Origin of the sequence: Massilia sp. AB1 (genome assembly GCF_018119385.1) — a bacterium.
In the GTDB taxonomy this organism is placed as follows: domain Bacteria; phylum Pseudomonadota; class Gammaproteobacteria; order Burkholderiales; family Burkholderiaceae_D; genus Telluria.
On record NZ_JAGKSG010000021.1, the window covers coordinates 53,292 to 77,427 of the forward strand.

Genomic DNA, 24,136 nt, shown 5'->3' on the forward strand with positions numbered 1-24,136 from the left:
CGGGCTAGCATCGACCCATTCAACACGACGAGGATCCGCCATGTCCAACCACGATACGTCCGCCCACGCCGCCGCGCTGTCCGACAAGATCGGCTCGATGCGCTTCGCCATGTTCACCTTCCGCGACCAGCATGGCCACCTGGCCAGCCAGCCGATGACCAACCAGCAGGTGGACGGCGAGGGCGGGCTGTGGTTCTACGTGCGCACCACGACCGCATTGTGGGACAGCATCGCCCACGATCCCGAGGTGAACGTGAGCTTCGCCAACAGCGACGACAGCACCTATGTGTCGGTCAGCGGCATCGCCGAGCGCGTGGTGGACCGCACCCAGATCCGCGCGCTGTGGAACCCGATGGTCCAGGCCTGGTTCCCGGCCGGTCCCGAGGACGAGCACGTGGTGCTGGTGCGCGTGGCCCCGCATGCCGCCGAATACTGGGACTCGAACGACAGCAAAATGGTTCGCCTGTTCGCCATGGCCAAGGCGGCGGTGACCGGCTCGACGCCGGACGTCGATGCCGACCACGGGACCATCCGGCTGTGATTTCTTGCTGAGGAGTACGTGGTTCGCTTACAGTAGCCGCTTTTGGACTGGAGCGAACCATGAGCAGATTCTGGCGCCGCGGCGCATGACCGGCCCGCTCGAACTGGCGGCCAACGCGTTCACGGCGGTGGCGATCGTGCTGGCGGGACGCAACAGCGTCCATACCTGGTGGACCGGGATCGTCGGCTGCACCCTGTTCGGCGTGCTGTTCGCCCAGAACCGCCTGTACGCCGATGTGCTGCTGCAGGTATTTTTCGTGGCCACCAGCGTGCTCGGGTGGTGGCGCTGGCTGCGCGGCGACCATGGCGCTCCGCTGCCGATCACGCATGCCGGTCTGCGCACCCTGCTGTGGCTGGCGCCGGCCGGCATCGCGGCCACGGCCGCTTACGGCGCGCTGCTGCACCATTACACGAATGCCTACGCGCCTTTTGTCGATTCCGCCGTGCTCGTATTCAGCGTTATCGCCCAGCTCCTCATGATGCAAAGGCGCATCGAGAACTGGCCGGTCTGGCTGCTGGTGAACACGGTCGCGGTCCCGCTTTACTTCAGCCGCGAGTTGTACCTGACTTCAGCGCTCTACGTCGGCTTCTGGATCAACGCGATCGTGTCCTGGATCTGGTGGCGCAAGCTGGCCCGCCGCGAAGCGGCCACTACTGCTGTTACGGGCTGACCGGGGGCAGGTCCCCTTCGTCCTGGTTGCCGCCCGTTTCCGGCGCCCCCAAGCCGGTGGCCGAGCGTCCGGCCTGGCTGGCGCGGGTGTCCTGGGCGCCGCGATTGATATGGGTCATCGCGCTGTCGGCGGCTTCACCGGCCATGCCGCCTGAGTCGGGTGTCCCGGCCTCGCCGGTGGGGGCATTCGTGGTTTCGCCGGACTGGTTGCGGGTCAGGCCATCGCCGCCGCTGCCGCCCGTTTCCTGCTGGGTTTCATGGCTGGGCGTCGCGCCTTGCTGGCCCGAAGTCACGCCGCCGACGCCGATCGTGGTGGACGGATCGTCCTGCCCCGGCGTACCGGGCTGGGATGCGGAAGAAATCATCGCGGCCTCCTGTGATGGTGGAGGCCTATTGTCGCGCAGCGATGCGCGCGTCGCTGTCGGCGGGTTGTCGGTAGGGCTGTAGGACCGGGCCGCGCAGGCCCGCGCTAAGCTCAGCTCAGTTAGTTATAGTGCTTGTAGACCGCGGTCTTGCCGCCGTCCTTCACCAGGAGTACATCGTAGGGGTCGCTGCGCGGACCTTCCATGCCCGGCGAGCCGAGCGGCATCGCCGGCACGGCCAGCCCCACGGCCTTCGGTTTCTCGGCCAGCAGGCGCTTGATCTCGGCGGCCGGCACGTGGCCCTCCAGCGCGTAGCCCTTCACGCGGCCGGAATGGCAGGAGCCGTATTGTTCGGGGATGCCGAACTTCTGGCGGTAGTCGGACGGATCCTCGACATCCGTGGCCTTGACCGTGAAGCCATTCGCCTCGAGGTGCTTGACCCATTCCTTGCAGCAGCCGCACATCGAGGTCTTGTACACCTCGATCACCGGCTGGGCGGCGCAGGCGGCCAGGGGCAGCGCGATCAGCGCGGCGGCGGCCGAATGGATGAAGTAAGGCTTGAACATGCTTGCTCCTGTCAATCAAGGATGGTGTTTGCCCGGACGAATCGTCCGTAGCCGGTCAGGCTATGGTGCTACGGTATCCGGTTGTGGAAACGCGCCGCTACTATACCAGTACGGCCTCTTTTCCGGAGCACAAGCAGCCTGTAGGAGGGAGAGATGGAACAATCGCATTACAGCACCTGCATCGAAGCCTGCAAGCATTGCGCCGACGCCTGCGACATGTGCGCGGCCGCCTGCCTGCGCGAGGACGATGTGAAGATGATGGCGCGCTGTATTTCGCTGGACATGGACTGCGCCCAATTGTGCCGGCTGGCGGCGAGCGTGATGGCGCGTGGCGGCGAGGCGGCCCAGGCCGTGTGCAGCGCCTGCGCCGAGGTCTGCGACATGTGCGCGGAGGAGTGCGCGAACCACCCCATGCAGCATTGCCAGGAATGCGCGGCGGCCTGCCGCGAGTGCGCGGTCGAATGCCGCCGCATGGGCGGCATGGCCCTCGGCGCGCCCGGCTATGGCGTCCCGGCGCCGCACTGAGCGCTCGGGCCTTCGCGGCCCCGCGAGGCGGTGTTATACTGTATATAAGTACAGTCTTTCATTGCCGCCTCATGCCTGTTTTCCTGCCCATCGATCTCGACCCGCTCCCTGATGAAGGGCTGGACAAGGCGGCGGCCACGCGACGGGGCAAGAACCTGGGAGCGCATTTCCACGACGAGCCCGCGACCGATGCGCGCAGCGACGCCGAACTGGCGCGCGAATACATCTCGCACGGCGAACTGAGTCCCAAGTCGATCGCCAACGTCCAGAAGGAGCTCTACCGTTTCCTGACCTGGTGCCGCGAGGAGGCGAAGAAGAGTTTCCAGCAGCTGAATACCGGGGACCTGAACGCCTACAAGGAGTTCCTCAAGCAGCCACCCGCCGAGTGGATCTCGACCACCAAGTGGCCGCGCAGCGACCCGCGCTACCGGCCGTTTTCCGGGCCCTTGTCCGACCCGAGCCGGCGCCAGGCGATGATCGCGGTGAAGGGCGTGCTGACCTATGCCGAGCAGACCGGCTACCTGCGCCGCAATCCGGCGCGCCTGGTGAAGAACGTCCGGGCGCCGCACGCGAGCCGGATCACGCGCTACCTGAGTCCGCAGGCCGTCGCGCTGGCGCTCGATACGCTGGAGCGGCGCCCGGCCGGCACCGAAGCCGAGCGGCGCCAGCGCGAGCGCGACCGGTTCCTCCTGGTCGCCTTCGCGCAGACGGGCGCGCGCCTGAACGAGATCGTCGGCGCCCACATGGGCGCCATCTACAGCGAAGGCGACGGGCGCTGGTGGCTGGACGTGATGGGCAAGGGCGCCAAGCCGCGCCGGCTGCCGGTGCCGCCGGCCATGCTGGCCGCTTACCGCGACTATCGCCGCGCTTTCGGCCTGCTCGAACACACCGGGCGCGCCGACCGCATGCCCCTGGTCCTGTCGAGCCGCAGCAAGGAGTTCGTGCGCGTCAGCGATGAAGCGGCTTCCGAAGCGCTGAAAGCCGTGTTCCAGGCGGCGGCCGGCGCAGCGGCGGCCCAGGGCGACGGCGACAGCGCGGCGGCCTTGCGCCAGGCATCGACCCACTGGCTGCGCCACAGCATGCTGACCAACCACGCCAACAACGGGGTGCAGCTGAAGACCTTGCAGGACACGGCCGGCCACGCCAACATCGCCACCACGGCCGCCTACCTGCACAAGCAGGATCACGAACGCCACGACGAGATCGTGGGCGCGCCGGGGAAGGGGCTGCTGTAGCCGGCCCGGGCTCGGCTGGCGCCTGGCGCTGACGTCACTGCCTCACATTGGCGCCGAGCTGCCGAAATAAGTAACTTGTCGAGTTGCGGATGGGTCTCGCTTGGATCGAGAGGCGTCACTGACGAGCTCAAGAATTCTGTAACTCGTCGAGTGCCAGATGCCGCTCGCTTGGACGGATATCGAGCAGGCGCCGCCGCGCCGCCGCAGAACGTAACTTATCGAGTGACAGCCAGCATCCGCCTGGACGGTGGCTCTACCGCTCAGCTTCGGTGGTTGCGTAACTCGTCGAGTGCCAGAAAGGAGTTGCTCAGACAGGTATCGAGGAGGTACCGCCCGCGGAGCTGCCGTAGTTCTGTAACTCGTCGAGTGACAGACGGCGCTCGTTCAAGGCGCTAAGGATGGAGGCAAGTTGCTCGGCGTCGGGCTGGATGTAGACGATGCGCTGCTCGAGCTGCTTTTCCCAGTAGGGGGTATAGGGCACATCGGTCTCGGTCATGACCTTTGCATCGAAACTGCCGTCCTGGAGTTCGCCGACCAGCGTGATGCGCGCCGTATCCGGCGTCGTGTTCTTCACCGTAATGTTCATGCTGCTCCCTTCGAATGATCAGTTCGCATGTGGCCATTGTCCCGCAGGGACAGCCTCGGCGCAAATCGCTGCCGTCATCCGTGCGCGGGTGTTGCACCGGCATATTGCGTAAGCACATGGGGGATGCGTCGCGGGCTGCGCGCGGCCCGCGGGTGTCGCCCAAGTTTTTGTGGTCGAGCGCTACGAGCTCCGGCCGCCAAGCCACGTCCGGGAGGGGAGGGGCCCGGTGCGAAAACTCAGGTCCGTTCGCGTCGCACCGTCCCCGCCAGGTCACCCAGCAGATCGACCGGCAACGGGAACACGATGGTCGAGGATTTGTCCCCGGCGATCGCGCTCAGCGTTTGCATGTAGCGCAGCTGCATCGCGCCGGGTTGCTGCGACAGTACGTACGCCGCCTGCTGCAGCTTTTCCGAGGCCTGCAGCTCGCCCTCGGCGTGGATGACCTTGGCGCGCCGTTCCCGTTCGGCCTCGGCCTGCCGCGCGATGGCGCGGATCATCGACTCGTCCAGGTCGACGTGCTTGATCTCGACATTGGCGACCTTGATGCCCCACGCGTCCGTCTGAACGTCGAGCACTTGCTGGATGTCCATGTTCAGCCGCTCGCGCTCGGCCAGCATTTCATCCAGTTCGTGCTTGCCGAGCACGGCCCGCAAGGTGGTCTGGGCCAGCTGGCTCGTGGCTTCCATGAAGTTGGCGACCTGGATGATGGCCTTGTCCGGATCGACCACGCGAAAATAGATCACCGCGTTGACCTTGACCGAGACGTTGTCGCGCGAGATCACGTCCTGGGTCGGCACGTCGAGCACCACGGTGCGCATGTCGACCCGCACCATCTGCTGGAGCACCGGGATGATGATGATCAGGCCGGGACCGCGCACGCCCCAGAAGCGTCCCAGCTGGAACACCACGCCGCGCTCGTATTCGCGCAGGATGTGGATCGCGGCCGCCAGCAAGCCAAGCACGAGCATCAGCAGGGCGCCGATGCCGATACCGATTTCGAACACCATGCTCATCCTCCTTGATTGTTCTCGGCCGGAGCCACCCGCACCGTGAGGCCATCGCGCCGCAGCACCCTCACCATTTGCCCCGGCTTCAGGGGCAGGGGACTGACGGCTTTCCATAGTTCGCCTTCGAGACGGACCCAGCCTTCGCAGGCGCCCGGCTGTTCCATGCTTTCGATCCGGGTCAGCGAGCCGGGCAGGCCGGCCGTGGCGCTGGTGACGGGGCGGCGGCGCGTCGCCAGCGCGATCCGCGCGATCCCGGCCAGCAGCAGGGCGCTCAGCACGCCCAGGGTCACGATCAGCACGGGCGGGATGCCGAAGCCCGGCAAGGCGGTGTCGATCAGCATCAGTGCGCCGGCCACGAAGGCGACGATGCCGCCGAGCCCGAGCACCCCGAAGCTGGGCAGGAAGGCTTCGGCGATCATGAACATCAGTCCGAGCATGATCAGGGCCAGGCCAACATAGTTCACCGGCAGCAGCTGCAAGGCATACAGGCCCAGCAGCAGGGAAATCGCGCCGATCACCCCAGGCGCCACAAAGCCCGGGTTCATGAATTCGAACACCAGCCCGTAGATGCCGATCGTCATCAGCAACAGCGCAACACTCGGGTTCGCGATGGCCGCCAGGAAGCGGTTGCGCCAGTCCGATTCGATGGGCACCACGGCGGCATTCTTCGTGTGCAGGCGTTGCGCATGGCCGTGTACCGTCACGCTGTGCTCGTCGAGCTGGGCCAGCAGGGAGTCCAGGTCTTCCGCGACAAACTCGATCACATGCTGCTCGAGTGCATCGTGGGCGCTGAGGCTGACCGCTTCGCGCACCGCCAGCTCGGCCCAATCGGCATTGCGCCCGCGCATCTGGGCAAGCCCGCGCAGGTAGGCCGCCGCGTCGTTGACCTGCTTGCGCGCCATTGGCGTGTCCGGCCCCTTGCGCTCTGGCTCGGCGCCGCGGCTCTTGTCGGCGGCGGGCGCGGGAAGCGGGGAAGGCTCGCGTCCGGGCGTGGGCTGCTGCGGCCCGATGCCGACCTCGACAGGCGTGGCCGCGCCGATATTCGTGCCGGGAGCCATGGCCGCCACATGGCTGGCGTACAGGATATAGGTGCCGGCGCTGGCCGCCCGGGCGCCACTCGGGGCGACATACACCGCCACCGGTATCGGCGAGGTCAGGATCGCCTTGATCACAGTGCGCATCGAGGTATCCAGTCCGCCCGGCGTATCCATCTGCAGGATGACCAGCTGAAAATGCTCGCTCGCCGAGTAAGCGATGCCGCGTGCGATGTAGTCGGCCGTTGCAGGCCCGATCGCGCCGTCGATCGTCAGCAGGCCGACGCGCTTTGCAGCCGATGCGGCCGATGTGGTCGATGACACCGGCGAGAGCGGCGGCGCCGAAGCGGACGCGTGCGCCCAGGCGGCGAACGCCATCAGGGCCGCCACCAGCAGGCACCACCATTTTCGCCGGCACATCGTCTTCTCCAACACATGCGCATCGAGAACGCGTCATGGCTTTGACCGCTCAGCGCCGCCATCGGTTTCACAGGCCTGGTGCAAGCGCTAGCGACCGCTACCGAACGAATAAGTTCAGTCTACACCGCCTCCAGACCGCCCGGCGCATTTGTGCGAGGTCAGCCCTCGGGCCTGCCGAACAGCCTAGAGTTGGATATTGAAGCTGGCGGCATCCCTTCAAAATCTCGTTCCGCTGGTCACTTACTTGTAGCAATGGAGAGGATCATGAATCAGCAAGCAAGAACCCGTGCAGGCAGCGGGAGGTGGGCGCTGGCGGCAGCGGTGACGTCTCTGGCGATCGCGGTCAGCAGCATGGCCAGCGGCGTCGGACAGAGCGCGGATCCGGTGCGGCCCGGCCCGGACGAGGTACGCGCTTCGGGTGCGGTTGGCGCCGGGAGTCCGGACCATCGGGCGCACGGATCTCCGGTCTACAGCGTGATCAACCTGCCGGTCGAGAAAGATGCCAATTCCTTCCTCAACGAGAAAGGCCAGGTCGCATTTTCCTCGTATCTGTTCAACGACGCAGGCTTTTTCGACGGTGAGCGCGCCTACGCTCTCGGTTCGCTGGGCGGCGGCTACGCCACCGTGAGCGGCCTGAACAACCTCGGCGTGGTGATCGGTCATACCAATGACGCCAGCGAGCCGTTCCCGCGCTACGGGCCCTACATCTGGACGGCCGCACGCGGAATGCGCGCGCTGCCTGGGCCGGGAGGAAGCTATGCGCTCGCGATCAACGACAGGAACCAGATCGTGGGCGACATCCCGGCCCCAGGCATTACCGCCAGGGCAGCGCGCTGGGACCCGAACGGTCGCATCCGCACGCTCGGTCCGCTCCCGCTCTCGTGGTCTGAAGCACGGGACATCAACGACCTCGGGATCGCTGTCGGCTTCGCCGACGTCGCCGGTGGAGATCTTCACCCCATGCTCTGGGACGCGACCGGCCGGCAGATCGACCTGGGAAGCTTGGGCGGCAGCGTCGGCATCACCTATTTCGTGAACAAATGGGGAGCGGCAGCCGGGATCGGCGATACCCCCGGTGACGCGCATGTAGCGGCTTTCTACTGGAGTCCACGCAGCGGCAAGGTGCCGACCGGCGCGCAGGACACCGGCTTTCGCCTGGTGACAGCGCTGAACGACCGCGGGGAAATTTCGGGTAATACCTTGCTGCCCTCACGCTACGCGGCCTATTTCTGGACGCGGTCCCGCGGGATGACGCTGCTGCCAGGCCTCGGCCCAGGCGATACCGACGTGCTCGACCTGAACAACCGCGGCGAAATGGTCGGCCAGATCCTGCAGAGCGGCGGCAACCGGGCGGTGCGCTGGCAGGGGCTGCGCACGCCGGTTGATCTGACCAGCCGGGTCCACCGGGCGCCTGCCGGCCTGGTTATTTCCACGGCGAGCGCGATCAATGATGCCGGTGTCATCGCCGCCCACTCGAACGCAGGCATGATCTTGTTACGCCCTGGAACACGTGGAACGGATGCGCCCGTGCTCGGCCCCATCGCCGGGCTGGCCGACACCGTCGTGGTCGGCGACGAAGCGCGCCTTTCGCTCAGCTTTGTCGACAACTCGGCTACACAGACACACAAGGCAAAGGCGACGTGGACCGATGGCTGCGATACATCGTATCCCACCGTGCGCGAAGCACGCGGCGTAGGGTCGGTGGATTTCCAGCACCGTTTCTGTGCACCCGGCCTCTTTACTGTAACTGTGCAAGTTACGGATTCTGGCGGCCGCTCGACTGTGACGCGCCACCCTGTCTGGGTGCTCGAGCCGGAAATGGCCACGCTGCGCGGCCAGGGGACGGTGGCAGCGACCGCGAGCGGGGCAGGGGCCAAGGCGGGACCGCTGCGGTTCGCGCTCTGGGCGCCACTCTCGAATCAGGCGGCGGCAATGGCAGGCGGGCGCACTCGTGCAGGCGCTGGATTCGTCAGCCTGTCCGGGCCTTTCGAGTTTCGCGCGCAGGAAATCAAGGAGGCGAGCCGCAGTGGAGAACTGGTGCGCCTGGAGGGGACGGGCCGCTACAACGGGCTGCCGGGGTATCGCTTCGTGCTTGAGGCAGTCGATGGCGGGGAGGGGAAACGTGCCAGCAAAGATGCGCTCCGCGTGCGAATTTCACACAAGGACGCAGAGGGCAAGAAGGTCGTCGACTATGACAATGGCGGTGCAGGAGGCATGAGGGTGTCGATGGTGGCGGTAGCGCGAAATCGTAGTGCGCTCGTGGAAGGAGGTCTGCACCTGCATGAGTGAACGACAATCGGATGGATGGCGAGCGCGGGTCGTCGCTCGCTCGCGCTTGCACAAGGCCTTGCATGCACCAGGCCAAAGACTGCACGAAGTTTCTTATAGTGCTGATACGCTGAATGCGCATCCGTGCCAAATCGTAGCGCTAGCAGCCCTGGATTCCGATTTCCCTCACTCGACATTAGCAAATATATTGTCGAGTATACGCCCGTTAACCACGGGAGAGATTGTTTTTCAAGCATCCAGCCTGTACATTGCGGTCCGATCAAGTCGAGCAGGGTTTCAGCGATGCGTGTACAAACTATTTCTTCCGGCGCGGAGGCACATTCGAACGAGGACTTCGTGGCAGTCCACGAGGCCGATGGGATGATCGATTTGATCGTGATCGACGGCGGCACCTCGGTCGCCGACCGTCACTTCATCGATCCTGAACGCGGCGACGTCGTCTGGTTTGCGGAGGGGTTTGCCGCCGAACTCTCGAAGTGCCTCGGCGACGGACTGTCGCAGCAAGCGTGCGCACAGCGCGCCGCCTCGGCCTTGTACGAAGAATTCACCGCACGAACCGCAGGCAAGGACGTGCCTTTGCACGCATGGCCGATCGGTGCGATGACCTGGGCGCGGGTCCACGCAGCCAGTGGCGGCCGCCGGCTTCAGTTGTACAGCCTGGGCGACTGCAAGACGCTGCTGCATGCGCCGGATGCACCCACCGTCGATCTGGATCCCTTCGTCAATCCGCAGGAGGCCGTGCTGCAGGCTGAAATCGCCCGTTTGATCGACCAGGGCGTCACCGACGCGGGCGAACGGCGCGCCCTGATGCAGCCGATGCTGCGCGCCAGGCGTGAGGCCCAGAACACCGCGCCGGCGCCCTCGATCCTGTGCCTGAAACCTTCCGGTCCATTCGCGGCGCGCACTCTCGAAGCCGAACTGCCGCACGGATCAGCGTTGCTGATGATGACGGACGGCTTCTACCGGCTGGTCGAACCCTATGGACTGTACACGCACGGCGAGCTGGCCACGCGCTGCCGGCGGATGGGACTCGCCGTCATGCTGGACGAACTGCGTTCGCATGAAGACAGGACCTTCGGTACGGCGGCAATGGCGGTGAAGCGCGCCGACGATGCGTCGGCGGTCTTGTACGAAACAGACTGAGTCCGGTGGAGAAGAGACAAACAGAAACCGCAGCGAGGCGCCGATCATCAGGCCGGGAAGCGCTCGCATACGGAGCCTTGCGTTTCTCGAGGCTAGAGATGGCGGCAACAGGCCGAGTAGGCGGCTTCCTACAGACCAGGAAGCCGCGCAATGCACCGGTTCCTGGATTGACCTTTGCCGGCCTGCCTGTCCCGATGACCACCAATAGATAGCGCATTTAACATAATATAGATTATGCGCACTACGACTTATTCCAGTTTAGCAGCGCCCGCTCTTACGTTTAGCGGCTGTTGCCCCTATGATTCGGACCATGATTACCTGTTTCGATATCGGTGGCAGCGCCATCAAATGCGCCGTCGCAACGGCTGACGGCCGGATCGGCGACCTGCAGCGGGTTCCGACGCCCACCCAGGACTTTGCCGCCTTCACCGCCGCCTTGCAAGCCTTGATCGCCGCCGGCGGCCCGTCGCGCGGCGTCGCCATCTCGATCGCCGGCGTGATCGATCCGGTCGATGGCCGCATCAAATGCGCGAACATTCCCTGCATCGACGGCCGTACGCTGGCCGCCGACCTGTCCGCAGCCCTCGGCCTGCCGGTCTGGATCATCAACGACGCCGACAGCTTCGCCCTGGCCGAAGCCCAGGCCGGCGCCGGACGCGGCCACGCCAACGTGTTCGGCCTGATCCTGGGCACCGGCGTCGGCGGCGGCCTGGTCATCGGCGGCCGTTTGATCGGCGGCCCTGGCGGCTTCGCCGGCGAATGGGGTCATGGCCCTGTCGTCGCGCCATTCACGGTGCAGATCGCCGGCAAGCCACCGCAAACGATTCCGCGCTTCCAGTGCGGCTGCGGCCAGGCGGGCTGCCTGGACACGGTCGGCGGCGCGCGCGGCCTGGAGCGGCTGCACCACACCCTGCACCAACAGGCGCTGGACAGCCGCCAGATCATCGACGCCTGGCAGGCCGGCGACGCCGCCGCCGAGCGCACCATCGCCTGTTTCATCGATCTGCTCAGCGGGCCGCTGGCCATGCTGGTCAATACCCTCGGCGCGTCCATCCTGCCGGCCGGCGGCGGCCTGGCCAACAGCGCGCCGCTGATCGCCGGGCTCGACCAGGCGGTGCGCGCCGCCACCTTGCGCAAGACCGCCACCCCGATCATCGTGCCCGGCCAGTCCGGCACGGAACCGGGACTGATCGGCGCGGCCTGGCTGGGCCTGGAAAAACTGGGGGACAAACATGCCTGACACGATCACCCTCGAAGTCTGCGTCGACACCTTCGGTGGCCTGGCCGCTGCGATCGCCGGTGGCGCCGACCGCATCGAGTTATGCGGCGCGCTGGATGTCGGCGGCCTGACGCCAAGCTCCGGCCTGCTGCGCGTCGCCTCGAGCAGCCCCGTGCCGGTGGTCGCGATGATCCGCCCGCGCGGCGGCGACTTCTGCTTCGACGATGCGGAAACGGCGCTGATGCTGCACGAGATCGACGCCGTTGCCGCCGCCGGCCTCCAAGGCGTAGTCTTGGGCGCCTCGCTGCCCGACGGCCGCCTTGACCAGCGCACACTCGAGCGGCTGGTCCAGCGGGCTGCCGACCACGGACTGCGCTGCACGCTGCACCGCGCCATCGACCTGTGCCCGGACCTGGCGCAGGCCACCACCCTGGCCGTCAGCCTGGGCTTCGAGCGCATCCTGAGCTCGGGCGGGGCCACCAGCGCACTGGAAGGCCTGGCCGGACTGCGGCGCTGCTTCGACGCCGCCGACAGCCGCATCACGATCATGCCCGGCGCCGGCATCGGCGGGGACAACGTGCACCTGCTGCGCGCTCAGCTGCCGCTGACCGACGTGCACGCGTCCTGCTCGGAGCCCCTGCCGGCGCCGGCGCCGAAGGTCGCTGCCCTGGGTTTCGATTCCGGCAGCCGGCGCCGGACCAGCAGCGAAAAAGTCGCGGCGCTGAAAGCTAAACTACGCGCCTGACAAGGCCTCGCCCTTGAAATCCGCAGCAGCGTGTGTGACACTCGCCGGATTGCGGTGAAACCGGTTTCACACCGTGTTGGAACCACTGTTAGTTGGAGCATCTTGTTTGACGTTCGATCCGACCACGCTTGAACCTTATCTGGGCGACTTCGCGGCCGGAGCGCGCCTGAGCGCCCTCGCCTGCGCGCTGGCCCTGGCCGGCGGCCTGTCCCTGGGCATCGTGGCGGCCCTGATGCGCACGGCGGCGTCGCCGCTGGCCAGGCGCATCGCCGATATCTACGTCGACGTGTTCCGCAACGTCCCTTTCATCGTGCAGCTGTTTTTCCTGTTCTACGGGCTGCCAGAAATCGGCGTCGAGCTGAGCGCCTTCAGCACCGGCGTGCTGGCGCTGTCGCTGGCGGGCGGTGCCTTCACGTCCGACGTGATCCGTTCCGGCATCCTGGCGGTCGACCCCGGCGTGCTGGAGGCCGCGCAGGTCAGCGGCCTTTCTCGCCTCACCATCTACCGCCGCATCGTGCTGCCCATCGCGCTGCGCAACTCAGTGCGTCCGCTTGGTGCGGTATTCGTCAACCTGATCCTGACCTCCTCGATTCTCTCTGCGATCACGCTGAACGAACTAACAGGAAGCGCCAAGATCGTCGCCGCCGACACCTTCCAGCCATTCGAGGTGTACGCCCTGCTCCTGCTGATGTACGCCGTGATGACCTGGCTGGTGTCGCTGTCGGCCGGCGCGCTCCACCGGCGCCTGAACAGGAATCTCGGCTGATGCGCTACACCGATTTCACGCCCCACGACTTGCTGCTTCTGCTCGAAGGCCTGGGTGTCTCCGTCGCCCTGTTCGCCGCGACCACCCTCATTGGCCTGGGGCTGGGCCTCGGCTGGGCGATGCTGCGCTACTACCGCACGCCGCTGTTGGCTCCATTCGCCGCGGCCCTGGCCGAGCTGCTGAAGAATTCCCCGGTGCTGGTACAGCTCTTCCTGGTGTTTTTCGGCCTGCCGGTGCTGCTGGAGACCGACCTGACACCGGTGCAGGCCGCCCTCATTACCCTGTCCGGCAACACGGCGGCCTTCGTCTACGTGATCGCGGTCTCCGCCATCGAATCGGTCGGGCGGGATCAGCTGGAAACGGCGCGCGTATTCGGCCTGAGCCGCTGGCAGACACTACGCCGCATCGTCGCACCCCAGGCCGCGGCCTTCGGCTTCGGGCCGCTGGCCGGGCTGCTGGTCAACCAGCTGCAGGTCACCTCCCTGATTTCGGTGATCGGCGTGGTCGACCTGACCAAGGTCGGCGCGATCCTGAACCTGCGCACGCTCAAGCCTTTCATCGTCTGGACCGTGATCGGCCTGCTGTACTACCTGATGGCCCGGCTGATCGCCCGGGCCTGCGCCCGCGCGGAAGCAAAGCTGCGCGCGCATAGCCAATGGAAGGGTTTGTAAGATGATCCAGATCGAAGGCGTGGTCAAACGCTTCGGCGCCAACACGGTCCTCGATGGCGTCGACCTGCGCATCGCGCCGGGCGAAGTGGTGTCCATCCTCGGGGCCAGCGGTTCCGGCAAGTCGACGCTGATCCGCTGCATCAACGGCCTCGAAAAACTCGATGGCGGCGCGATCTCCGTCGATGGCCACCGCGTCGACGATCCCAGGGCCCTGCAGCTCGCGCGCCGCTGCTGCGGCACCGTGTTCCAGCTGTTTAACCTGTACCCGCACATGACGGCGCTGCAGAACATCACGCTGGCGCCGGTCGAAGTCCTGAAGGTCCCGCGCCGCCAGGCCGAAGAAGAAGCGCGCGAACTGCTGGCCGCCGTCGGCCTGCTGGAGCGCGCGGACGCCTATCCCGCCCAGCTCTCCGGCGGGCAGCGCCAGCGCGTCGGCATCTGCCGCGCCCTGGCGATGAAGCCGCGCTACCTGCTGCTGGACGAAGTCACCAGCGCGCTGGATCCCGAAATGACGGCCGAAGTGCTGGCCATCCTCGCCAAGCTGGCGGGAAGCGGCACCACCATGCTGTTCGTGACCCACGAAATCGAATTCGCCCGCCACATCTCCAGCCGCATCGTGTTCCTCGACCAGGGCCGGCTGCTGGCGGACCTGCCGACCTCGCGCTTCTTCGCCGCCCACGGCGGCCTGGCGCAGCCGCGCATCGCCCAATTCCTGTCCAAGATGAGCAAGTCATGAAAATGCTGTTAGCAAACGCCGAGGCCTGGCCCGGCTTCGACACCACCGTCGAACTCCTGAAACGAGGCGGCGCCGGCATCGACGCCATGGTCGGCGGCATCGCCAAGGTCGAACGTGAAGCCAAGGTGCGCAGCGTCGGCTATGGCGGCTGGCCGAACATGCTGGGCGAGATGGAATTCGACGCCGGCGTCATGGACGGTACGACGCGTGAAGTCGGCGCGGTCGGCGCGGTGCCGGCCACCCTGCCCGTCTCGGCGCTGGCCCACGAGGTGATGAAGCATCTGCCGCACGTGATGCTGACCGGCGCCGGTGCGCGCCGCTTCGCCACCGAACGCGGTTTCGCGGTCGACGAGGTGCTGCACCCGGACAGCAAGCGGGTCTGGTGGGAGCGCCTGGAAAAGGAGATGTCGCCGGAACAGCGGGCGGCCTTCCCCGATATCGCGCTGGCCCCGCTCAGCAACACCATCACCGATCCCGAGCGCGTGCGCGACACCACGGTCTTCCTGGGCCGCGACGCAGGCAACCATATCGGTGTGGTCACCTCGACCTCCGGCTGGGCGTGGAAGTATCCAGGCCGGCTGGGCGATTCGCCGATCCCCGGCGCGGGCTTCTATGCGGACAGCCGCTACGGCGCCGCCGCCTGCACCCACACCGGCGAGATGACCATGCGCTGCGGGACCTCGCGCAGTATCGTGCTGGCGATGCGCCTCGGCGCGTCCCTGGAAGACGCCGTCAAGCTGGCCGTGGAAGAGCTGTCGGAGCTGAAGAGCGGCTTCCTGGCCGGCGTGGTCATCCACGCCATGGACGCCAAGGGCAATCACCGGGTGGTCAACTACCGCTGCGACGAAGAGATACGCTACTGGTATTGGGACGAGCGCATGGCCGCGCCGGAGTTGCGCGTCGCCTCCACCATCCAACCCTGAAAGGAAAGATCATGCAGCTTCGCCTGAAACGCTACGCCGCCGCCGCGGCATTGATGCTGGCCGCGACGTCCGCGCTGGCCGGCCGCATCGAGGACATCAAGGCGCGCGGCTACGTGCGCATCGGCGTCTCGCTGGGCGGAGAGCCGGTGGGCTTCCGCAACGCCAGCAACGAGCCGGTCGGCTATGACGTCGACGTCGCCAGGCAGCTGGCCGCGAAACTCGGCGTGCCGGCGCGCTTTTCCGACGTCTCCAGCGATGCGCGCATCTCGATGCTGAGGTCGGGACAGCTCGACCTGGTCGTGGCCAACGTCTCGATCACGCCGCAGCGCGCGCGCGTGGTGGACTTTTCCATCCCCTACAACGTCGCCGGCCTGCGCGTGATCGCGCAAAAGAGCGCGCAGATCAAGAGGCTGGCGGACCTGAACGGCAAGCGTGTCGTGGTCGGCCGCGGCACCACGGCGGATGCCTTCCTGAGGAAATCGGCGCCGCAGGCGGTGTTCGTCTACACCGATAACTTCGCACCGGATGGCGTCCTGCTGCTGCAGCAAAAACGGGTCGACGCCGGCATCGAGGATTCCTCGCTGCTCGACTACCTGGCCAGCAAGAACAGCCAGCTGGAGACCTTGCCCACGATGTACGGCAACACGCCGATCGGCATCGCCATGGCCAAGGGCGATCCGGCGCTGCTGAACTTCGTGAACGGCTTCGTCGCGGACTACGTCAAGTCGGGCGCCTACGCGGCCAACTACAAGAAGTGGTGGGGCAGCAAAGCGGTTCCGCCGACCCTGGCGCCGCAGGGCTGAGGTCTCAGCCGGTCAGGCGAGGGACGAAGCGCGTGGCGACCAGCACGTGCTCGCTATGCCGGGCCAGGCCCGCTGGCCGGTTCAGGATACGGACGATCTGCGCCACGTAGTCGCGCTTGTCCGCTCCGATCGATGAAATCGGATAGGCGTCGAACTGCGTGAGCGAGATGTTATCGAAGCCGTACAGCCGGAAGCGCTCCGGAGCATGGCCCGGGAAATACCGGCGGTGCGCATCCAGCACGCCCATCGCCATCGCGTCCGAGGTGCAGAACACGGCGCCGGTGGCATCCACGTCGATCTGCTGCGCCAGCGCGCGTCCGCTGGCGTAGGAATAATCTCCCGCCAGCTCGCCCAGCAGCGCGATGCCATGCTGCCGCATCGCGGCGCGGAAGGAGGCGATGCGGGCCTGCTCCACCCGCGACATGCTGCGCCCCGTCAGGAGCAGCGCGCTGCGCACGCCCTTCGCCGCCGCATCGGCCACCGCTTCACGGATCCCCTGGTCTTCGTCCATCGTCACCGACGGCGCTCCCGGCTCGTGATGGCCGTTGAGCATCAGCACCGCATTGTTGCGGAACATGCGGCGCACGGTGGCGGCGTCGGCGAAATCGGCAAATACCAATGCGGCATCGACGTGATAGGCGACGCCGTCGCGCAAAAAGTCTTCCGCGTCCTCTCCCGCGCCCACACGGATGAAGATCACCTGCTTGCCGATCGCCTGGATCTCCGCCAGCAGCAGGTCGAACAGGTCGAGGTCGGACAGGTCGTGGATGTGATTGACCAGGATCGCGACCAGGTTGACGGTCTTGTTGGCCAGCCCGCGCGCAAGCGAATTGGGGCGGTAGCCCAGCGCCTCGGCCGCATGCAGCACCCGCTCGCGCTTGTCGGCGGACACCGGCCGCGGCTGCGCCGACAAGGCCCGCGACGCGATCGCGCGCGACACGCCCGCCAGGGCGGCGACATCGGACAAGGTGGGTTCCGAAGCGGGTTTCAGGGCGTCGTTCATGGCCTGGATTATACCCGCCGATGCTGCCCTTCCATCCCGGCCGGGCCGCTTACGCGCGATGGGTAAAATTGCCGTGAGCGCGACTTGGGCAATCGCATACCGATCGTCTTATGGGATACTTATTTCCTATCGACAACTTTCTTGCGACTTCCTCATGAAAAAACCGCTGATCCTGCTGGCTGTCCTTTTCCCCCTCTCCGCCTGGTTCTTCAGCTACGCCTCGCTGAGCAAGCGGGATGACTACGCGGTGATCGAGAAGGCGCCGGTGTATGCGATGGCCACCCCTGAAGGCGTGGTCCGCCACAAGGTCAGCCGTATGAAGGACTATGCCGTTGCCTATGTCTACCAGGTCGACGGCGTCACCTATCACCACGAAGCCAGGGCGCACAACAAGGAAGAGGCCGAGGCGCTTGCTTCGAAGCCCAGCCTGGAGGTCGTCTATCCCGCCGGCTTGCCGGACAAGGCGATCTTGCGCCAGGAGTTCGATGGGCGCATCAAGTCGGAGAGCGTTTTCGACGCGGTCCTGATGGCGGTCATCGGCGCACTGATCATGAGCCTCGCGGTGACGCTCGGGGTGAGCTGGAAGGCCGGCTGGCTGAAGAGCAAGACCGCCTGACCCGCCTCGAGGTCGAATAAGAAGGGGCCGGTAGCGAATCGCGGTATTCGCTACCGGCCCTTCGCTTATGGGGCCGAGCTCCATACGGACCATGCCGGTTCGCCAATTTGCGATTCATTTGCCATAATCGTGCTCCGATACAAGACCGCGTCCGCATTTGGAAGCGCCGCCAGCAGTCCGAGTCGCGGCCGCACCCTTGATAACGTTACCACCGGAAGCTCCTAACTGAGGAAGAATGAGCAAACCACAGACCTCCCGATCCCGTGCAAGCGGCCGCGTCACGCTGGCCGATGTCGCGGCCAAGGCCGGTGTCGGCACGATGACCGCGTCGCGGGCCATCAGCCAGCCTGACATGGTGTCGGCGGCGCTGCGAGCGCGCGTCGACCAGGCCGTGGCCGAGCTTGGCTATGTCCCCAACCGGGTCGCACGCGCGCTGGCCTCGGCCCAATCCAAGGTGATCGTGGTGCTGGTGCCTTCGCTGTCGAACGCGGTGTTTACGGACGTCCTGGCCGGCATCCAGGATGCGCTGGAACCGGACGGCTACCAGATCCTGATCGGTAACACCCGCTACTCCGACGCCGAGGAAGAGAAGCTGCTCGGCACCTACCTGCAGTCGAGCCCGGACGGCATCCTGTTGTCCGGGCTGACCCACAGCAAACGGGTCACCGAGCTGCTTGCCTCTTCCAGGCGGCCCGTGGTGTCGATGATGGACCTGGCCGGCTCGCCGGACACCATGTCGGTCGGCTTCTCCCAGCTGCAGGCGGGCTACACGATGACCCGCTATCTGCTCGACAAGGGCTACCGGCGCATCGGCTTCATGGGCGCGCAGCGCGACGAACGCACGCTGAAGCGCCTGGACGGCTACCGCCGCGCCCTGGACGAAGCCGGCGTTTACGATTCCCGGCTCGAAACCATGGTGAGCGATCCTTCCACCATCGCGCTCGGCGCGGAACTCCTGGGACGCATGCTGTCGGCCACGCCCGACTGCGACGCCATCTTCTGCTGCAATGACGACCTTGCCCAGGGCGCCATCTTCCAATGCCAGCGCCGCGGCATCGCCGTGCCCCGGCAGCTGGCGATCTGCGGTTTCAACGACCTGCCGGTGTCGGCCTGGATGAATCCCTCCGTCACCACCATCGCCACCCCGCGTTACCGGGTCGGCTTCGAGGCGGCCCAGCTGCTGCGCGCCGTCATCCGCGGCGAGAAGCCGCCGGCGACCCGGGTCGATCTCGGTTTCACCCTGATGGCGCGCGAGAGCGCCTGAGCAGACGCCAGCCTTCCCGGGCCGCTCCTGCCGCGTGCGCGCAGGAGCGGCCGTTTGCGGCGCTGCAGCATAAATTTATCTTTACAAAATCCGTGATCGCGGTAGACTCGCTTTCCATTGGTAGCGCTACCAAGCCCGATCAACCCAACCGAATATCTCACATGCATGACAAGGTCCCCGACTCTTCCGTTTCGTTCCGCTGGGTAGTCATGGGCGTCTCCGGATGCGGCAAGAGCGTAGTCGGCCAGCGGCTGGCGTCCGCGCTGGGTGTGCGCTTCCTCGAGGGCGACGCCTACCACAGCGCGGCGAACGTCGCCAAGATGGCGGCCGGCATCCCGCTCGACGACAACGACCGTGCCGACTGGCTCGGCGCGCTCCAGGACGAGATTGCCCGCGCCATGGCCGGGGGCGAAGGCCTGGTGCTCGCCTGTTCCGCCCTCAAGCGCCGTTACCGCGACCTGCTGCGCGCCGCCGATCCCGGGCTGCGCTTCGCGCACCTGAACGGTCCGCGCGAGCTGATCCACGAACGGATGCAGGCGCGTACCGCCCACTACATGCCGGTATCGCTGCTCGACAGCCAGCTGCGCGATCTCGAACCCCTGCAAGAGGACGAATCCGGCGTGGTGCTCGACATCCGCAAGCCGCTTTCCGTCCTTACCGACGACATCATCCATCCCGAGGGCCGCTAGATCCCTGCCGAACGACACAGGAGACAAACATGAACGCCATACCAAAACAAACGATCCCGCGCCGCCGCTGGGGCATCGGCGCCCTGCTGGGGGTGGGTGTCCTGATCAACTACATCGACCGCATCGGCCTCTCGGTGGCCGCGCCCCAGATCAAGGAGATGTTCGACCTGACGCCGGTCGAGCTGGGGCTGCTGTTCTCCGCCTTCGCCTGGTCCTACTCCCTGCTGCAGATCCCGGTCGGCATGGTGCTCGACCGTTTCGGCCCGACCCGGGTCGGGCGCTGGGGCGCTTTCCTGTGGGGCGTGGCCTCGCTCATCACCGCCTTCTCGAGCGGCTTCGCCGGCATCCTGGTCGCGCGCATCATCCTGGGCGTGGCCGAGGCTCCCGCCTTCCCGGCCAGCTCCAAGGCCACCGGCTACTGGTTCCCGCGCCACGAACGCGGCCTGGCCACGGCGATCTTCGACGCCGCCGCCAAGTTCTCGAACGTGATCGGCGTGCCGCTGGTGGCGATCACGGTCGTGACCTTCGGCTGGCGCTGGGGCTTCGGCCTGACCGCGGTGCTGAGCTTCCTGTACTTCATCGCTTTCTACGTGCTGTACCGCGATCCGAGCGCCGACAAGCGCCTGTCGAAGGTGGAATACGACTACATCCAGCGCGGCGGCGCCGCCCCCGAAGGACCGGCCGAGGCAGGCGCGGTCAACATGCTCGGCTACCTGCTGACCAAGACCAAGGTCTGGGGTCTGACCATCGGTTTCGCGGCCTACGGCTATACCTTCTACCTGTTCCTCACCTGGCTGCCCGGCTACCTGGTCGAAACCATGCACATGAGCATCCTGAAATCGGCCGGCTTCGCGGCGATTCCCTGGGCCTTCGCCACCCTCACCGACCTGTTCGTCGGCGGCTGGCTGATCGACCACCTGATCAAGCGCGGCATGGACGAATCCAAGGTGCGCAAGGCGGTGCTGGTGACGGGCATGAGCTTCGGCCTGGCGGTGTTCGGCGCGACCCAGACCACCGATCCGGTCTGGGCGATCTTCTGGATCTCGATCGCCCTGGGCGGACTGGCCTCGGCCGCACCGGTCAGCTGGTCGCTGCCCTCGCTGATCGCCCCCAAGGGCGGCGCCGGCACCGTCGGCGGCATCATGAACTTCGCCAACAACCTGATGGGCGCGGCCGCGCCGATCGTGACCGGCCTGATCGTGGGCGCCACCGCCTCCTTCACCAATGCCTTCCTGGTCGCCGGCGTGATCCTGGTGATCGGCATTTTCTGCTTCGTGTTCGTGCTCGGGAAAATCGAGCCGATTCCCGACCCCGCACCGGCCGCCACCGTACCGGCGGCGGCCGCCTGAGAAGGGAAGCGCGTATGAAAGCAAAGCTTTCCTTGCTGTGCGCGGCGCTCGCCTGCAGCGGCGCGGCGCTGGCCCAGGGATCTTCGGTGGCGTTGTATGGCGTGATGGACGTGGGCATCTCGGTCGACCAGGGCGGCGCCGCCGGCAGCGCGACGCGGGTGACCAGCGGCATGGCGACCCAGAGCCGCTGGGGCTTCCGGGGCGCCGAGGAACTCGGCGGCGGCCTGGCCGCCTTCTTCGTGATCGAAGGCGGCATCCACGCCGACAAGGGCGACTCGACCCAGAACAATACCCTGTTCGGCCGGACCTCCATCGTGGGCTTGCGCGGCAAATTCGGCGCCGTGAGCGTGGGACTCCAGGATACGCCGCTGTTCACCGTGCTCAACGTCGTCGCCGATCCGCTGCGCAATGGCGTCATCCGGTCGAACAACCTGATGGCCCCGGCGGGATTCCGCGCAGCGAACTCCGTCCTGTACCGCAGCCCCGTGTTCGATGGCTTCAGCACCGCCCTGATGCTGGCCGCCGGCGAAGCACCCGGCAATGCCGCCGCCGGACGGGCGCTCGGCGGTTCGCTCGATTTCAGCCGAGGCCCGCTCAACGCCAGCATTGCCTTCCACCGGAAGAACAACGACAGCGCTACCGTGTCGGGACGCGGGCTTGCGCGCAACCTGCTGCTCGCTGCGAACTACCAGTTCGCTGCGTTCCGGGGCCACGCCGCCTATGAAGTGAACCGGGGGCCGAACAGTGCGCCGATCAACAATGGCGCCGCGGTGTTCGGCGGCGCGCCGCCGGTGCCGTCGACCGACAGCCGCGACCTGCTGCTGGCGGCGTCGATCCCGCTTGGGGCCAGTACGGTCGTGCTGACCTGCGTGCATGCGGACGACCGGACCGTGCACGACCAGGACGCGACCCAGCTGGGCGTGGCGTATATGTACGCGTTCTCCAAGCGTACCGACGTCTACACTTCGTATGGCGGAATCCGTAACCGCAATGGAGCCGTCTACACCGAGGGCAACAGCGAAGAGCCGGGACTCGGAAACCGGCAGTTCGCCCTCGGCCTGCGTCACCGCTTCTGACCGCCGCGCGCACCACCTGCCGGGTTACACTAGGCGCCGCTCACCGTGCCGATGGAAGAAAGCAGACGATGAAGTGGATTATTACGAAGTACCTGATCACGGCGGCCGTTGTCGTGCTGGTGTCGGAGACCGCCAAGCGCAGCGACCGGTTCGGCGGCCTGATCGCCGCCCTGCCGATGATCACCCTGCTGACGCTCGTGTGGCTGCATGTGGAGAACCAGCCTGCCGCCAAGCTGGCCAATCACGCGTGGTACACCTTCTGGTACGTGGTGCCGACCCTGCCGATGTTCCTGGCCTTTCCCTGGCTGCTGCAGCGTCTCGGTTTCTGGTGGGCCCTCGGCAGCTGCGCCCTGATCACGATCGCCTGCTTCGCGGCCTTCGCCTTGCTGGTGCGGCGTTTCGGGATCGAGTTGCTGTAGCGCTTCAGCTGCCCCGCTTCAGCGCGCCGCGCAGGAACCAGGCGGCTGCGGCGCACAGCACCACCAGTGTGACCACGGAGCCTTCCACCCCAAAGGCGCCGCCGGTCAGCAGGATGGAGCCGGAAAGTTCGCCACGCAGCAGCCCCGCCTCGGCCTGGTGGCCGGACACCGTGGCCGAAAAGATCTGCCCGACGAAGTAGTTCCAGGCGAGGTGGCTGGCGATGCACATCCACAGGCGGCGCGTCCGCATAAAAATAGCCGCCTGCATGACGCTGTACACGGCCAGTGCCGCAACGGCGACCGGGCTGACACCGTCGTTCGGCAAATGGGCGGCGCTGAACACGACGGCCGAAACGATGATCGCCCAGCGGCTGCCGATCGATTGCTCGCTGATGCGGAACACGACGCCGCGGAACAGCATTTCCTCGGTCAGGGCAACCAGCATCAATTCGGCCAATGGCAGCGCAAGCAGCAGCGTGACTGTGTTCATGCCGTCCAGGTGGTAGGCGCCCAGCAAACCAAGCAAGGCGAACACGGCGCACACCAGGCCCGCGCCCAATCCCAGGCCGAGCAAGGATTCGCGCGCGGCGCCCTGGGCGCCGAATTCCGTCAGCGCGCGTTTTTCGATCCGGTGCACGAAGAAGCGGTAGGCCAGGAAGGACAGCACGGCCGCCAGCAACTGGGGCCAGGCGATCCGGTAGGGCTTGTCCACCAGTGCCGACGAGAGGATCATCGTCAGCGGCACCGGCGCGAAGGTCAGCACAATACCGATCACGCTGCGGACAAAAGGGTGGGCCATCAGGCGCGAGGATGGCGCCGCCTTGTTGGCGGACATCGTGCTTGCTTCATTCATTGCTTCGTCTCCTGTACATTTTTCTGGATTCTTCTTAAGCCGCGTTCTTCTTGCCGGACCGGCGCCGGCTGTCTTGGCCTGTCGCCTTGCTGTCGCCGTCCTGCTGCAATGCGAGTCGCGCCGACCGGATGCGCTCGCCGAACGGCCGGTCGGCCAGGGCGGCGATGGCCTGCGCCAGCGATTGCGACAGTGGCAGGTCGAGGTCGGCGTCCAGGCCATCCGCCGCGAGCTTGGTCGCGCGCCAGCATTCCTGCAGGCGCGGCAGCAGTGCGCGGCCTTTCGCGCTCAGGCTGACCACACGCTGGCGGGCATCCTCCGCGCCCGGCGCAATCTGCACCAGGCCCTGCTTCTGCATCAGCGCCACTGTCTGGGTGGCGGCTGGCTGGGTGATGCCGGCCAGGGCCGCGATCTCGCCAATCGTCACCGCCTCGCGCATCGACAGCACGCGCATGACCGGCGTGTAGCGCGGCCGGTAATCCGGCAGGTCGGCGTCGACGTAGGCGGCTTCGACCGCGCTGTCGAGCAGCTCGATCAGGTGGCGCAATTGGGTACCGAGTCCTTGTTTCATGGGTAAAGAATATCAACAGTTATATAAGCGGTAAAGTAATATGGCGGCGGCGCCGCCAT

At 66.4% G+C, this 24,136-nt stretch carries 27 protein-coding genes; 19 read left to right on the forward strand and 8 right to left on the reverse strand.

The window, feature by feature from the left end:
• Positions 1–40 precede the first annotated feature (40 nt).
• Both J8847_RS13730 and pnuC read left to right on the forward strand, forming a co-directional pair.
• Entirely contained in the window at positions 41–541 is a 501-nt protein-coding gene (locus tag J8847_RS13730; protein WP_211525274.1) for a pyridoxamine 5'-phosphate oxidase family protein, read from the forward strand.
• An 85-nt stretch (positions 542–626) separates the two neighbouring features.
• Positions 627–1,211, forward strand: coding sequence for a nicotinamide riboside transporter PnuC (gene pnuC, locus J8847_RS13735; protein WP_211525275.1), 585 nt, complete (start codon positions 627–629; stop codon positions 1,209–1,211).
• Here pnuC and J8847_RS13740 read toward each other — a convergent pair.
• A complete protein-coding gene (locus tag J8847_RS13740; protein ID WP_211525276.1) occupies positions 1,201–1,575 on the reverse strand; it encodes a hypothetical protein in 375 nt (124 codons plus the stop codon). The two genes, pnuC and J8847_RS13740, sit on opposite strands and share 11 nt — an antisense overlap.
• A 119-nt stretch (positions 1,576–1,694) precedes the next feature.
• Entirely contained in the window at positions 1,695–2,138 is a 444-nt protein-coding gene (locus J8847_RS13745) for a DUF411 domain-containing protein (protein WP_211525277.1), read from the reverse strand.
• 153 nt (positions 2,139–2,291) lie between these two features.
• Here J8847_RS13745 and J8847_RS13750 point away from each other — a divergent pair, with 153 nt between their 5' ends.
• Both J8847_RS13750 and J8847_RS13755 read left to right on the forward strand, forming a co-directional pair.
• Positions 2,292–2,663, forward strand: a complete 372-nt coding sequence (locus J8847_RS13750; protein WP_211525278.1) for a four-helix bundle copper-binding protein — start codon at positions 2,292–2,294, stop codon at positions 2,661–2,663.
• A 71-nt stretch (positions 2,664–2,734) separates the two neighbouring features.
• Positions 2,735–3,898, forward strand: a complete 1,164-nt coding sequence (locus J8847_RS13755; RefSeq protein WP_211525279.1) for a tyrosine-type recombinase/integrase — start codon at positions 2,735–2,737, stop codon at positions 3,896–3,898.
• Positions 3,899–4,205: 307 nt separating this feature from the next.
• Here J8847_RS13755 and J8847_RS13760 read toward each other — a convergent pair whose 3' ends face one another.
• The 3 genes from J8847_RS13760 to J8847_RS13770 form a co-directional block, all read right to left on the reverse strand.
• The gene (locus J8847_RS13760) at positions 4,206–4,484 is read right to left on the reverse strand and encodes a hypothetical protein (protein ID WP_211525280.1); all 279 of its coding nucleotides are present in this window, start codon (positions 4,482–4,484) and stop codon (positions 4,206–4,208) included.
• Positions 4,485–4,720: 236 nt separating this feature from the next.
• Positions 4,721–5,491: a slipin family protein gene (locus J8847_RS13765; RefSeq protein ID WP_211525281.1), complete on the reverse strand. Its 771-nt coding sequence runs from the start codon at positions 5,489–5,491 to the stop codon at positions 4,721–4,723.
• A 2-nt stretch (positions 5,492–5,493) separates the two neighbouring features.
• Positions 5,494–6,945 (reverse strand): nodulation protein NfeD, encoded by a 1,452-nt coding sequence (locus J8847_RS13770; protein WP_211525282.1) that lies wholly within the window; start codon positions 6,943–6,945, stop codon positions 5,494–5,496.
• Positions 6,946–7,209: 264 nt separating this feature from the next.
• Between J8847_RS13770 and J8847_RS13775 the strand changes: the two genes are divergently transcribed.
• The 9 genes from J8847_RS13775 (at position 7,210) to J8847_RS13815 (ending at position 16,240) form a co-directional block, all read left to right on the forward strand.
• Complete coding sequence (locus J8847_RS13775; protein WP_211525283.1) at positions 7,210–9,234, forward strand: hypothetical protein; 2,025 nt, start codon at positions 7,210–7,212, stop codon at positions 9,232–9,234.
• Between the two features lie 360 nt (positions 9,235–9,594).
• On the forward strand, positions 9,595–10,377 hold the full coding sequence (locus tag J8847_RS13780; protein WP_211525284.1) for a hypothetical protein: 783 nt from the start codon (positions 9,595–9,597) through the stop codon (positions 10,375–10,377).
• Positions 10,378–10,687: 310 nt separating this feature from the next.
• Positions 10,688–11,617 carry an ROK family protein gene (locus J8847_RS13785; RefSeq protein ID WP_211525285.1) on the forward strand — a complete coding sequence of 310 codons (930 nt, stop codon included), beginning with the start codon at positions 10,688–10,690 and terminating at the stop codon, positions 11,615–11,617.
• Complete coding sequence (locus J8847_RS13790) at positions 11,610–12,341, forward strand: copper homeostasis protein CutC (RefSeq protein ID WP_211525286.1); 732 nt, start codon at positions 11,610–11,612, stop codon at positions 12,339–12,341. The genes J8847_RS13785 and J8847_RS13790 overlap by 8 nt, the downstream gene beginning before the upstream one ends.
• Before the next feature lie 106 nt (positions 12,342–12,447).
• Positions 12,448–13,107, forward strand: a complete 660-nt coding sequence (locus J8847_RS13795) for an amino acid ABC transporter permease (protein ID WP_211525287.1) — start codon at positions 12,448–12,450, stop codon at positions 13,105–13,107.
• Positions 13,107–13,778, forward strand: a complete 672-nt coding sequence (locus J8847_RS13800) for an ABC transporter permease subunit (RefSeq protein ID WP_211525288.1) — start codon at positions 13,107–13,109, stop codon at positions 13,776–13,778. Before J8847_RS13795 ends, J8847_RS13800 begins: the two co-directional genes overlap by 1 nt.
• A gap of 1 nt (position 13,779) precedes the next feature.
• Positions 13,780–14,514 (forward strand): amino acid ABC transporter ATP-binding protein, encoded by a 735-nt coding sequence (locus tag J8847_RS13805; protein WP_211525289.1) that lies wholly within the window; start codon positions 13,780–13,782, stop codon positions 14,512–14,514.
• A complete protein-coding gene (locus J8847_RS13810; protein WP_211525290.1) occupies positions 14,511–15,437 on the forward strand; it encodes a N(4)-(beta-N-acetylglucosaminyl)-L-asparaginase in 927 nt (308 codons plus the stop codon). The genes J8847_RS13805 and J8847_RS13810 overlap by 4 nt, the downstream gene beginning before the upstream one ends.
• A gap of 11 nt (positions 15,438–15,448) precedes the next feature.
• A complete protein-coding gene (locus J8847_RS13815; protein WP_211525291.1) occupies positions 15,449–16,240 on the forward strand; it encodes a transporter substrate-binding domain-containing protein in 792 nt (263 codons plus the stop codon).
• 4 nt (positions 16,241–16,244) lie between these two features.
• On the opposite strand, the gene J8847_RS13820 is transcribed toward J8847_RS13815, so the two are convergent.
• Positions 16,245–17,243, reverse strand: coding sequence for a LacI family DNA-binding transcriptional regulator (locus J8847_RS13820; protein ID WP_211525292.1), 999 nt, complete (start codon positions 17,241–17,243; stop codon positions 16,245–16,247).
• Between the two features lie 154 nt (positions 17,244–17,397).
• Here J8847_RS13820 and J8847_RS13825 point away from each other — a divergent pair, with 154 nt between their 5' ends.
• The 6 genes from J8847_RS13825 to J8847_RS13850 all read left to right on the forward strand — a co-directional run bounded on the left by J8847_RS13825 (position 17,398) and on the right by J8847_RS13850 (position 22,656).
• Positions 17,398–17,859 carry a hypothetical protein gene (locus J8847_RS13825; RefSeq protein ID WP_211525293.1) on the forward strand — a complete coding sequence of 154 codons (462 nt, stop codon included), beginning with the start codon at positions 17,398–17,400 and terminating at the stop codon, positions 17,857–17,859.
• 235 nt (positions 17,860–18,094) lie between these two features.
• Positions 18,095–19,123: a LacI family DNA-binding transcriptional regulator gene (locus tag J8847_RS13830; RefSeq protein ID WP_211525294.1), complete on the forward strand. Its 1,029-nt coding sequence runs from the start codon at positions 18,095–18,097 to the stop codon at positions 19,121–19,123.
• Positions 19,124–19,284: 161 nt separating this feature from the next.
• Complete coding sequence (locus J8847_RS13835; protein ID WP_229429788.1) at positions 19,285–19,812, forward strand: gluconokinase; 528 nt, start codon at positions 19,285–19,287, stop codon at positions 19,810–19,812.
• A 29-nt stretch (positions 19,813–19,841) separates the two neighbouring features.
• Positions 19,842–21,161 carry an MFS transporter gene (locus tag J8847_RS13840; protein ID WP_211525295.1) on the forward strand — a complete coding sequence of 440 codons (1,320 nt, stop codon included), beginning with the start codon at positions 19,842–19,844 and terminating at the stop codon, positions 21,159–21,161.
• Positions 21,162–21,175: 14 nt separating this feature from the next.
• Positions 21,176–22,237 carry a porin gene (locus J8847_RS13845; RefSeq protein ID WP_211525296.1) on the forward strand — a complete coding sequence of 354 codons (1,062 nt, stop codon included), beginning with the start codon at positions 21,176–21,178 and terminating at the stop codon, positions 22,235–22,237.
• Between the two features lie 68 nt (positions 22,238–22,305).
• Positions 22,306–22,656 (forward strand): DUF3147 family protein, encoded by a 351-nt coding sequence (locus J8847_RS13850; RefSeq protein WP_211525297.1) that lies wholly within the window; start codon positions 22,306–22,308, stop codon positions 22,654–22,656.
• Positions 22,657–22,660: 4 nt separating this feature from the next.
• Here J8847_RS13850 and J8847_RS13855 read toward each other — a convergent pair whose 3' ends face one another.
• Both J8847_RS13855 and J8847_RS13860 read right to left on the reverse strand, forming a co-directional pair.
• The gene (locus J8847_RS13855; RefSeq protein ID WP_229512807.1) at positions 22,661–23,509 is read right to left on the reverse strand and encodes a CPBP family intramembrane glutamic endopeptidase; all 849 of its coding nucleotides are present in this window, start codon (positions 23,507–23,509) and stop codon (positions 22,661–22,663) included.
• A gap of 34 nt (positions 23,510–23,543) precedes the next feature.
• Positions 23,544–24,077 carry a MarR family winged helix-turn-helix transcriptional regulator gene (locus J8847_RS13860; protein ID WP_211525298.1) on the reverse strand — a complete coding sequence of 178 codons (534 nt, stop codon included), beginning with the start codon at positions 24,075–24,077 and terminating at the stop codon, positions 23,544–23,546.
• Positions 24,078–24,136 lie beyond the last annotated feature (59 nt).